The 246-nt window shown below is 34.1% G+C and carries 1 protein-coding gene; it reads left to right on the forward strand.

Translation table 11 applies throughout. The features are described from left to right. Positions 1-246, forward strand: a 246-nt coding sequence (locus SB749_RS20455) for a hypothetical protein (RefSeq protein WP_410711923.1), incomplete at both ends; no start/stop codon positions are given.

Genomic DNA, 246 nt, shown 5'->3' on the forward strand with positions numbered 1-246 from the left:
ATGATTATTTACTTCAAAGCAATTTTTCCTGAATTTACTAGGTCCATACCGCTGTATTTTGATGATTTTAAAGGAAACTTGCTGGAACCTTTCTTTTTACAGAAATGCACTGATTATATTTATGGAATCCAGCGGGAGATTTTTAATAGGGTAGGTTTTGAAACAAACAATCGTCTTACTTTTACGGCTATCTCTGATATCGTGAAATTAAAAACTGAGACAGTAGATTCGAAGCAAGCTCGTGTG

The sequence above is a fragment of the Brevibacterium sp. SIMBA_078 genome (genome assembly GCF_046534565.1).
Classification (GTDB): domain Bacteria; phylum Actinomycetota; class Actinomycetes; order Actinomycetales; family Brevibacteriaceae; genus Brevibacterium.